The sequence below is a fragment of the Micromonospora phytophila genome (genome assembly GCF_023656545.1).
Lineage (GTDB): Bacteria > Actinomycetota > Actinomycetes > Mycobacteriales > Micromonosporaceae > Micromonospora > Micromonospora phytophila.
The window spans coordinates 1-9,348 of record NZ_JAMOKF010000221.1; the positions used below are offsets into that span (position 1 = coordinate 1).

General features: G+C 69.8%; 11 protein-coding genes, 1 tRNA gene and 1 pseudogene. 5 read left to right on the forward strand and 8 right to left on the reverse strand.

Annotated elements, in window-relative coordinates; all coding sequences use genetic code 11:
- Nucleotides 1-62: 62 nt before the first annotated feature.
- The gene (locus tag NCC78_RS22130; protein WP_250796768.1) at nucleotides 63-875 is read right to left on the reverse strand and encodes an alpha/beta fold hydrolase; all 813 of its coding nucleotides are present in this window, start codon (nucleotides 873-875) and stop codon (nucleotides 63-65) included.
- A 178-nt stretch (nucleotides 876-1,053) separates the two neighbouring features.
- Between NCC78_RS22130 and NCC78_RS22135 the strand changes: the two genes are divergently transcribed.
- Nucleotides 1,054-1,563, forward strand: a complete 510-nt coding sequence (locus NCC78_RS22135) for an SRPBCC family protein (RefSeq protein WP_250796770.1) — start codon at nucleotides 1,054-1,056, stop codon at nucleotides 1,561-1,563.
- Nucleotides 1,564-1,593: 30 nt separating this feature from the next.
- Here NCC78_RS22135 and NCC78_RS22140 read toward each other — a convergent pair whose 3' ends face one another.
- Together NCC78_RS22140 and NCC78_RS22145 are read right to left on the reverse strand one after the other, a co-directional pair.
- A complete protein-coding gene (locus NCC78_RS22140; protein ID WP_250796771.1) occupies nucleotides 1,594-2,172 on the reverse strand; it encodes a dienelactone hydrolase family protein in 579 nt (192 codons plus the stop codon).
- Between the two features lie 313 nt (nucleotides 2,173-2,485).
- Nucleotides 2,486-3,175 (reverse strand): alpha/beta fold hydrolase, encoded by a 690-nt coding sequence (locus NCC78_RS22145; RefSeq protein WP_250796773.1) that lies wholly within the window; start codon nucleotides 3,173-3,175, stop codon nucleotides 2,486-2,488.
- Nucleotides 3,176-3,378: 203 nt separating this feature from the next.
- On the opposite strand from NCC78_RS22145, the pseudogene NCC78_RS32245 reads away from it, so the two are divergent.
- The 3 genes and pseudogenes from NCC78_RS32245 to NCC78_RS22155 all read left to right on the forward strand — a co-directional run.
- Nucleotides 3,379-3,680 (forward strand): annotated as a pseudogene (locus tag NCC78_RS32245) (trehalase-like domain-containing protein); the annotation flags it as partial.
- A 28-nt stretch (nucleotides 3,681-3,708) separates the two neighbouring features.
- Complete coding sequence (locus NCC78_RS22150) at nucleotides 3,709-4,389, forward strand: 4a-hydroxytetrahydrobiopterin dehydratase (RefSeq protein WP_250796774.1); 681 nt, start codon at nucleotides 3,709-3,711, stop codon at nucleotides 4,387-4,389.
- 544 nt (nucleotides 4,390-4,933) lie between these two features.
- Entirely contained in the window at nucleotides 4,934-5,176 is a 243-nt protein-coding gene (locus tag NCC78_RS22155; protein ID WP_250796775.1) for a hypothetical protein, read from the forward strand.
- Between the two features lie 62 nt (nucleotides 5,177-5,238).
- Here NCC78_RS22155 and NCC78_RS22160 read toward each other — a convergent pair whose 3' ends face one another.
- A complete protein-coding gene (locus NCC78_RS22160) occupies nucleotides 5,239-6,465 on the reverse strand; it encodes a low temperature requirement protein A (protein ID WP_250796776.1) in 1,227 nt (408 codons plus the stop codon).
- Between the two features lie 302 nt (nucleotides 6,466-6,767).
- Between NCC78_RS22160 and NCC78_RS22165 the strand changes: the two genes are divergently transcribed.
- Nucleotides 6,768-6,929, forward strand: a complete 162-nt coding sequence (locus NCC78_RS22165) for a hypothetical protein (RefSeq protein ID WP_250796777.1) — start codon at nucleotides 6,768-6,770, stop codon at nucleotides 6,927-6,929.
- 79 nt (nucleotides 6,930-7,008) lie between these two features.
- Here NCC78_RS22165 and NCC78_RS22170 read toward each other — a convergent pair.
- The 4 genes from NCC78_RS22170 to NCC78_RS22185 form a co-directional block, all read right to left on the reverse strand.
- A tRNA-Val gene (locus NCC78_RS22170) sits at nucleotides 7,009-7,083 on the reverse strand.
- An 80-nt stretch (nucleotides 7,084-7,163) separates the two neighbouring features.
- A complete protein-coding gene (locus tag NCC78_RS22175) occupies nucleotides 7,164-7,631 on the reverse strand; it encodes a peroxiredoxin (protein WP_250796778.1) in 468 nt (155 codons plus the stop codon).
- Nucleotides 7,632-7,709: 78 nt separating this feature from the next.
- Nucleotides 7,710-8,147 (reverse strand): DUF3052 domain-containing protein, encoded by a 438-nt coding sequence (locus NCC78_RS22180; protein WP_250796779.1) that lies wholly within the window; start codon nucleotides 8,145-8,147, stop codon nucleotides 7,710-7,712.
- A 112-nt stretch (nucleotides 8,148-8,259) separates the two neighbouring features.
- The coding region (locus tag NCC78_RS22185) for an alpha-ketoacid dehydrogenase subunit beta (RefSeq protein ID WP_284706342.1) at nucleotides 8,260-9,348 on the reverse strand (1,089 nt) is incomplete at its 5' end.

Genomic DNA, 9,348 nt, shown 5'->3' on the forward strand with positions numbered 1-9,348 from the left:
GGACGACGCACACGTCGGCGGCGGCGACCGGCACGCGGGTGGTCGGCGGTGGGCCAGCCGGGTCAGCCGGGCGCGACGACCGGGTGGGTGACGACCGGGTGGGTGAGGAAGGGCAGCACCGCGGCAGGCAGGGCCGGCGAACCGACGATGTCGTAGTGGGTGAGGCCGGGCAGCACTGCGAGCCGGGCCGCCGGTCGGTCGGTGCCGTCCCAGCCGGCGTCCCGGTGACCGCCGCCGAGCAGCCCGAAGAACTCCACCATGTGCGCGGTGCAGACCGAGTCGGCGTCGGCGAAGACCAGCAGGGTCGGCGCCGTCAGCGTGGCAACCTCGGCCGACCAGTCGTAGTCGCGGCGCAGCAGTTCGCCCGACTTCGCCCAGAGCCGTGGCCAGTCGGCCGGCCGGGGCGCGACCCGGGCGTACATCTGGTGTGGCGGGGTGCCGCGCATCCGCTCGCCGAACCCCTCGTCCTGCTGCGCCATGGCCGCGAGCACCTCGGGATACCAGCCCCGTCGCCGGCAGGGCGCGGAGACCACGACCAGCCGGCGGACCAGCGCCGGATGCTGGATCGCGGTACGCAGGGCGACCCCGCCGCCGAGGGAGTAGCCCAGCACGTCAGCCCCGCCGAGGCCGAGGTGGCCGATCAGCGCGGCGACGTCGTCGGCCATCGACTCGTAGCGCAGCGGCCGGTCCACGTCGGCCGTGCGCCCGTGCCCCTGCAGGTCGATCGCGATCACCCGGCGACGCTCGGCGAGGGCGGGCAGGATCGCGGCGAACATTTCCACCGCGCCGAAGCCGCCGTGCAGCAGCACCAGCGGTGGGCCGGAGCCGTGCTCCTCGTGCCAGAGCCGGAGCCCGTTGACCTCCGCGTAGCTCATGCCCTCATCCAACCCGAGGGGTACGGGCACCGTCGTCGGCTTCAACAGTTCGGCCGGAGGGGCCGACGGCCCACCCGGGTCGGTCCCGCTGCCACCACGACCGGCGCGCCGGTGCCATGAAATCGGCGTCGGTGTCGTACGTGGCGCCTACCGTCCACGGTGACCGAAGGAGGCTCCAATGACCCACGAACCGGTGCGGGTGTCCCGGCGGATCGCCGCTCCCGCGGCCACGATCTTCCGAATCGTCGCGGATCCCCGCAAGCACCTCCACCTGGACGGCTCCGGGATGTTGCGAGGCGCGGTCACCCAGACGCCGGTGTCGGGCGTCGGGGACATCTTCGTCATGCGGATGTACTACGACGCTCACGGTGACTACGAGATGGACAACCGCGTCGTCGAGTTCCGGCGGGGCCGGCGCATCGCCTGGGTGCCCGCGCCGGGGCGCGGGCACCCGGACTTCGGCTCGCCGGACGCCAGGTGGGGGCAGCGGTGGGCCTTCGACCTAGTGCCGGACGGTCCGGACGCGACAGTCGTGACGGAGAGCTACGACTGCTCCGACGTGCCGGATCGCCAGCGAGCGCAGATGGACGGCGGCCGGATCTGGGTCGATGCCATGACGGCGACGCTGCGACGGCTTGACGAGATGTGCACCGGCCGGGCGGACCTGGCGGACGCCACGCCACTGTAGGCGCCCCGCCGGCGACGGTGACCGGGGTGTCTACCCGATGTCCTTCAGGAAGGCCAACACGCGTTCGGTGAGCAGCCCGGCAGCTCGCCCGTCGTACGCGGGCAGGCTGCTGTCGGCGAAGAGGTGCTGGCCGCCGGGGTAGAGGAAGAGCTCGGCGTCCTTCGTCGCTTCCACCAGGGCACGGGCCGCGTCGAGGTCTCCTTCCTTGGCGAAGAAGGGGTCGGCGTCCATCCCGTGGATCTGCACCGGCACCCCCTTCGGCCACCCGTCACCGAACTCTGAGGTCGGGAGGCAGGAGTGGAAGAACAGGGCACCCTTCGCCCCGGGTCGTGTCTGGGCCAGCAACTGCGCCGGCATGACCCCGAGGGAGAACCCGGCGTAGACGAGCTCACTGCTCAGCCCCTCGGCGGCGAGCCGCCCACGCTCCATGACGTTGCCGAACCCGACCTGGCGGGCGTACGCCAGGCCTTCGTCGAGGGTGTCGAAGACGTGCCCCTCGTACAGGTCGGGGAGGTGCACGGTGTGGCCGGCGCGCCTGAGTCGCTCGGCGAAGTCACGGACCCCGGATGTCAGCCCGTGCGCGTGGTGGAACAACAGCATCTCGGCCATGAGGCGCTCCTTTCACCGTTGCGGGGCCCGTCCGGCTCCGCGAGGACGATGATGTCCCACGCCCCCGACATCTTTCCTGCCCGGCCGCGAGCATGATGCGGAGCGTGCGCGGCTGATGGCCCGCTGCCCGATCGCTGGAAACCGATCCTCCGGATGGCGCCGCTGCCGGTGGAAGGGGCCCGGTCCAACTTTTGCCCCGCACGCATCGAAACGCGACCGGAGCGACGGCACTCTGATTACTCCGCACCCGCGCCCGTCGCCCCTGCCGGGCGAGCAGGGGCGGCGACGGCCCGGTGGTTCAACGAGGGGCCATCTAGTTCGTGCGGTCAATCCATGACAGAACGGCGCCAGTGAAACCCTCAGGCCGCGCAACATGAACGAAGTGTCCTCCGCCGACGGTGACCAATGTGCCGTCCTGCAACAGCTCCGTCGCCTCGGCCAGCAGCGACTGCGGGATGTGGCTGCCTGACCCGCCTCCCACGACCAGCGTCGGCATCTGGAGCTTCGCAAGCCCGGGCCAGTACCGCCGTTCCGGGTCGTTCACCTCCTGAGCGATGGCCGGCACCACCTCCCAATCGAACGGCAGTTCCCCGCCGGGCCGCTCAGGCGTCGCCCGGGTACGCGGAAACGGCGGGACCACATCCTCCAGAACCAGACGCGACACCCGGGCAGGCATCGCTAGGGCGACCAGAAACGCCACCACGCCGCCCATCGAATGGCCGATCAAGGTCACGTCAGCGAGGTCCATCTGCTTCAGGAAGGCCACCACGTCGTCGCGCATCAGCTCGAACGAGTACACCCCTGGCCAGTCGCTCTCGCCGTGGCCCCGCAGATCGAGCGTCACCACGCGGAAACGTGCCTCCAGCCCAGCACGGACGCCATCCCAGCTTGTCGCCCGTTCACCCAGCGCGTGGAGCAGCACGATGACAGGAGCGTCGGCTGGACCGGACATGTCGAAGGCGAGCCGCGTCCCGTCGGCAAGCTGGATCAGGCGCGAGGGCACGCGGGCCACCTTACCCACCGTCCGTCGTGCACGAAGGCCCACGGTGAGTCCGGCCGGTGTTCCGCGTTGCCCAGCGTGGCCCCTGCCCGCCGTCGCGGGGATCCCTGCGCAAGCTTCCTCGACCAGTGCCCCTGAAGCTGGACCTCCTGAGAGTGGTCCTCTTCCAACCGCACATCCGACGGGGGCATGCACCTCTCACTTGCGTGGCGAGCCGTAGGCAGGGGTGGGGAGGTCGCGGGGAGGAGTACCTGGCCCTTGAGGACCACGGGCTCATCGGCGACCTGCAGACCGCCGCGTTGGTCGCCCGCGATGGCACGGTCAACTGGTTCTGCGCGCCCGTTTCGACTCCCCAGCATCTTCGCCGGCATACTCGACCGGCAGCGCGGCGGTACCTCCGCATTTCCCCGAAGGCGTCGACTACCTGAGCAAGCAGCTGTACATGCCCGGCACGCCCATCCTGATCACGCGATTCATCAGCGCAGACGGCGTCGGCGAGATCGTCGACGGGTGATCCGGTCCGTAGGGTCAGCCACATGACGGAACAGATGACGGCACGGCAGTTCCACTTCTCGGGCGGAGTGGCGGACTGGCGAGTTGCCGACGGCGGGGCCTGCGCCTACTTCCGCACCGGTTCGTTCGCCACGGGGGCCCGCTTCGTCCAGGCCGTGGCCGAGATCCCTGGCCTGGACGATCACGCTCCCGACGTAGACCTGCGGCCTGACGGCGTGTTCGTACGTCTCTTCACCACCGCCCCTGCTCCGGACGGGCTCAGCAGCCGCGACGTCGAGATGGCACGGCTGATCTCCTCCGCAGCGCAGCGGCTCGGACTGACGGCCGAGCCGTCCCAGGTGCACAACGTCGTGGTCACCATCGACGCGCTCGACATTCCACGGGTGCTTCCCTTCTGGCGTGCCGTGCTCGGCTACGGCGACCGGGACGGCGGCCCCGTCGAGGAACTGAACGACCCGCATCGCCGCAAGCCCATCGTCGGCTTCCAGCGGATGGATGCTCCCCGTCCACAGCGCAACCGGATCCATCTCGACGTCTGGGTGCCACACGACCAGGCCGAGACGCGTGTCGCCGCCGCGCTCGCGGCCGGTGGCCGGGTCGTCAGCGAGGAGATGGCCCCGTCGTGGTGGGTGCTGGCCGATCCCGAGGGCAACGAGGCCTGCGTCGCCACCTGGATCGGCACTGATGGCCGGGGTTACCCGTAAACAGCTCGTCCGTCAGGAGGCCGCGAAGGCGGCTACGGTCCAAGCCGCTTGGCAGCGGCTGAAGAGAGTCGTCAACAGCGCCCAGCCGCCAGGCGGGATGGCCACGCAACCACCCACGGACCGTGATCCGCCAGCGGAGCCACGGCCATCCTTGAGCCGGAGCGCCCCCGCCGGAGGCAGCCCAATGCTGAAGTCAGCGGCGAGCGCATGATCGGGTCGGTAGGGCTGCCGGTGGAGGTACGTGGTCGCTGGTGGAACGGGAGCTGGGGCCGCTTGGCTCGGCGGGACGCCTGGCTGCTTTCGGACGGCCAGCTCTGGCAGGTGCCTGGCCGTCTCGGTGGCGACGGAGGCAGGAGGTCCTTGCACGGCTTCCCGGATGAGGCACCTGCCCGAGGAATGTTGACCGGATGATGCAGACCTCGGCCTGGGCGGGACCTTACGAAGCTATGCGGTGCGAGCCAGACCGGAGACACCGCCAGTAGCCGCTGCGGAAGGCAGCATGGCTGCACTGGCAAGGATCGATGCTGGCTGAGACGATCGCGTGGTGAGCCTGCTCGCAGCACTCTGGCGTGCAATCTTCGGACGGCCTGACGAGCTGATCGAGACTCAGGTGTCTGACGCCAGGCAACGGACCGTGGATGTCTTCGCCTGCGAGCAAGCCGACCTGGTCCGGGATCAGAAGGTGACCGAGAAGCAGGCACTGACCGCCATCGCTGAGCACTTCCCCGAGATGACGGCGGACGAGGCCGCTCATGCGTTCGCTCGCGGCATGTTCCTAACTCGGTGATCAGGCACAGCGGGAGCGATCAACGGCAGGCATCTGTCCGCTCCTCCTGGGCGGGGTTGCTGTCAGCGTTGCTGTCGGGTTGACCCGGGCGGCGAGGGTGCCTCCTCTGGGTGTTTCCGCTCGCGTAGCGTGTCCCATGCCGCGATTCCGGCCAGCACGGTGGCTGCGGTGCTGGTGGCGATCAGCGGCGGCAGGCGGACCAGCACCGGCGCCAGAGCGGCGAGCGCGAGAAGTCCGATGACCCGGGACGCGGACACCCGCGCGAACACGTCGTACTCGAGGCGGGACCGCCCGGCCAGGAACAGCGCGGGCCCACCCAGGATGACCGCGAGCCATAGCGGATCCTCGTGTAGGACCGGATGGTGGATGACCAGTGCGTGGCCGACGCCGGTGGCGAGGATGCCGGTCATGATGGCCAGGTGGGTGTGGAACTCATACCGACCGAGGCGGGCCGGGTTGGGGATGGCCTCGATGGCGTCGGGCAACACCGCCCCAGCTCGGTGGAAGTAGATTCGCCACATCAGCATCGTGGTGGCGAAGGACACGACGCTCGGCACCACCCGATCGGGGGTGAACTGCTCGGCGAACGTCAGTCCCGTGAGCAGGATCGTCTCGCCGAGGGCGATGACGATGAACTGCTGATAGCGCTCGGCGAGATGCTCGCCGGCGAGCTTCCAGTCTTGGATACGGGTGCGGCCAAGTCCCGGAACGGGCCAGCCGAGTACGAGTCCTGTGTAGTCCAGCGCCAACGCCAGCGCCCACAGGACCCCGCGCGCGGGACTCTGCGGGACGAGAACCGCCCCGGCGATCCAGGGTACGGCGGATACCGCTGCCCAGCAGAGTGCCCGCACGGGGCTGCGCCGTTCACGGTCGTACCGGCCGAGGAGGAGGACGACGGGCTTGCCGAGTTGAATGGCGACGTAGGTGACCGCGAAGACCACGCCTCGATCGCCGAACGCAAAGGGCAGCGTAACCGCCATGATCATGCTGCCGAACATGACCAAGACGAGCACGAGCCGGATCGCCCCTCTTCGCGGCTCGAAGGCGCTGGTCACGATCGCCGCGCGGACCCAGGTCAACCAGAAGGCCAGCAGCAACAACGCCGTCTGACCGAGTTCTGGCAGGACGACCCGCCGCTGTGTGGTCAAGTCCACGATCAGCCGCTCCGAGATCCGGGTGAGCGCGAAGACATAGACCAGGTCGAGAAGGAGTTCCCCCTCACGGCCACGGAGCAGACCACGCAAGCCACCGACCGTCATCTTCCGCCCGTTTCCGCCCGCCTCGCGCACTATTGACGCAGTCGTACCACGCCGGTCAGGGCCTCCGACGCGGATGGGCGGAACCCTGGGCGGCTGACTGCTCCGCTGCTACACCCTCTCGGCGGGCCCCGCCCCGGCGCGCATGTCGCGCACAGCCAACGATCGACGACCCAGGTCACGCGAGTGAACTCCGCCTCAACCCAGTGGCTGCCTCTGGTCGATTGGGCGGTCCCGGGCCGGCGGAGAAACGAACAGGCAACCAAGGGCGCAGACTCCGGCGTACGGGTCAACTCGTCCGTCGCCCACCAGCTCAGCCGCCCTCGCGGCACACCATGGTGACGCTGGACCTGGACCTGGACCTGGGCGTGCCGCCGCACCTGGTGCAACCCATCGCTCGGCACGCGCACGTCGATATCACGTTGAAGATCTACGCCCATACGAACCTTGAGGCGATGCGGGCAGCGGTGAAGCGTCTCGATGACGAACTCGACTGACGCGTCTCGTTGCTACATTCGCTGCCGCAAAAACAGCCCCGAGCGCGATCTTGTGATTGGCTCCACTGCTGGTCAACCCTGGTGGGCGCGGCAGGTTTCGAACCTGCGACCCCTCGCTTGTAAGGCGAGTGCTCTCCCACTGAGCTACGCGCCCGGAACGCCCGTACGGCGGGCCGGAGGTTGGCTAGCTTACCCTGCCCACCACCGGCCCGGACGCACGGAGTGCCCGGTCGATCAGGCGGCGACGGCCTCCGCGAGGGCCTTGCGCCAGCCCTGCTGGTCGCGTGCCTCCCCCGGCATGTTCATCTCGGCGAAGCGCACCACGCCGGCCTTGTCGATGACGAAGGTGCCCCGGTTGGCGATGCCCGCGATCTCGTTGAAGACGCCGTACGCCTGGGCGACCGCGCCGTGCGGCCAGAAGTCGGACAGCAGCGGGAACTGGTAGCCCTCCCGGTTGGCCCAGATCTTGTGGGAGTAGACCGAGTCGACGCTGACGGTCAGCACCTGGACGTCGTCGTTGACGTACTCGTCGAGGTTGTCCCGCACCTCGCACAGCTCGCCCTGGCAGACGCCGCTGAAGGCGAGGGGGTAGAAGACCAGGAGCACGCAGCGCCTGCCGCGGAAGTCCGAGAGCCGGACCTCCTGGTTGTTCTGGTCCTTGAGCACGAAGTCCGGCGCCTCGGCGCCAACCTCGATGGGCATGCATGCTCCTCAGGTCGGTCGGGGATGGCCAACACCCTGCCACACCCGGCGGCGTGGGCCGCCAGGTGCGAGGGGGCGCTACTTCTTGCCCTTGACCCCGCGGCGCAGGACGAGCCGGGCGCCGCTCCAGTCCCGGCCGGCGTTGACGGTCGAGGTCTGCTGGAGGCCGGCGGTGGGCGCGGACTCGGCGACCTCGCTCGGTTCGACGTGCCCGTCGCGCCCGGCCTTGGGCGTGAGCAGCCACACGACACCGTTGTCGGCCAGCGGGCCGAGGGCGTCGACGAGGAGTTCGAAGAGATCACCGTCGCCGTCGCGGTACCAGACCAGCACGGCGTCGACCACCTCGTCGGTGTCCTCGTCGACCAGATCTCCACAGCGGTCGGTCAGGGCGTCCCGGAGATCCTGGTCGACGTCGTCGTCGTACCCCATCTCCATGACGACCATTCCCGGCTCGATCCCGAACCGGTCCGCCAGGCTGCGTACCCCGTCGGCGGCCTGACCAGCGGTCGCGCTCACTGTCGCGTGCCTCCTCATCTCATCCCTGCTCGCGGCGTCGTTGCGACGCCGTCAGGCAAAGTCCACACAGTTGTGGCTCCCCGCGCAAGTGGCGCACCGGGTGGAACGGAATTTACCGTGCCAGGAGCGTACGGGCACCCTCGGTGATGGCTTCCTCGGAGACCAACACCTGGCGTGCCGCCGGACCTAATGGTACAAACGAGTCAAGACCTGCCACTCGGCGCGCTGCCCCGACATATCCGGCATCGACCAGGGCGGCGATCACCCCCTCGCCGACTCCGCCGGAGCGGCGGGTCTCGTCCACCACCAGCACCCGGCCGGTCGCCGCCGCCTCCCGGATGATGTCCGCCACCGGGAGCGGGGCGAGCCAGCGCAGGTCCACCACCCGGGTGCCGATCCCCTCGTCGGCGAGCGTCGCCGCGGCGCGCAGCGACATCCGCACGCCGTTACCGAAGGTGATGATCGTGACGTCCTCGGCCGAGCCGACCCCGTAGACCCGCGCGCGGCCGACCGGCACGTGCCCGGTGGTCCATCCGCCGGGCTCGGCGTACTCGGCCAGCCACTCGCCGTCGCCGTCGGAGTAGAGGTCGCGGGTGTGGTAGAGCGCGATCGGTTCCAGGAAGACGCAGACGCTGCCGTCCACCGCGGCGCTGGCCAGGCAGGTCCGCAGCATCGGCGCGGCGTCGTCCGGCCGCGCCGGCACCGCGATCACCAGACCGGGCACATCCCGGAGTACGGCCACCGAGTTGTCGTTGTGGAAGTGCCCGCCGAAGCCCTCCTGGTAGGCCAGCCCGGCCACCCGCACCACCATCGGGTTGCGGAACGCCCCCTGCGAGAAGAACTGCATGGTGGCCGCCTCGCCCCGCAGCTGGTCCTCGGCGTTGTGCAGGTAGGCCAGGTACTGGATCTCCGGCACCGGCAGCATGCCGGCCAGCCCGGCGCCGAGCCCCAGTCCGAGCACGGAGGTCTCGTCGAGCAGGGTGTCGAAGACCCGGGCGGCGCCGAAGCGGTCCCGCAGCCCCTTCGTCACGCCGTACACCCCGCCCTTGGCGCCGACGTCCTCGCCGAAGACGGCCATCTGGGGGTGGTCGAGCATCCCGTCGGCCAGCGCGGCGTTGATGCTCTGCGCGAGGGTCAGCGGGCCGGTCAGCTCGGGCGGCTTCCCGCCGAACGCCTCGGCCCGCGCGCCCGCGCCGGGGCC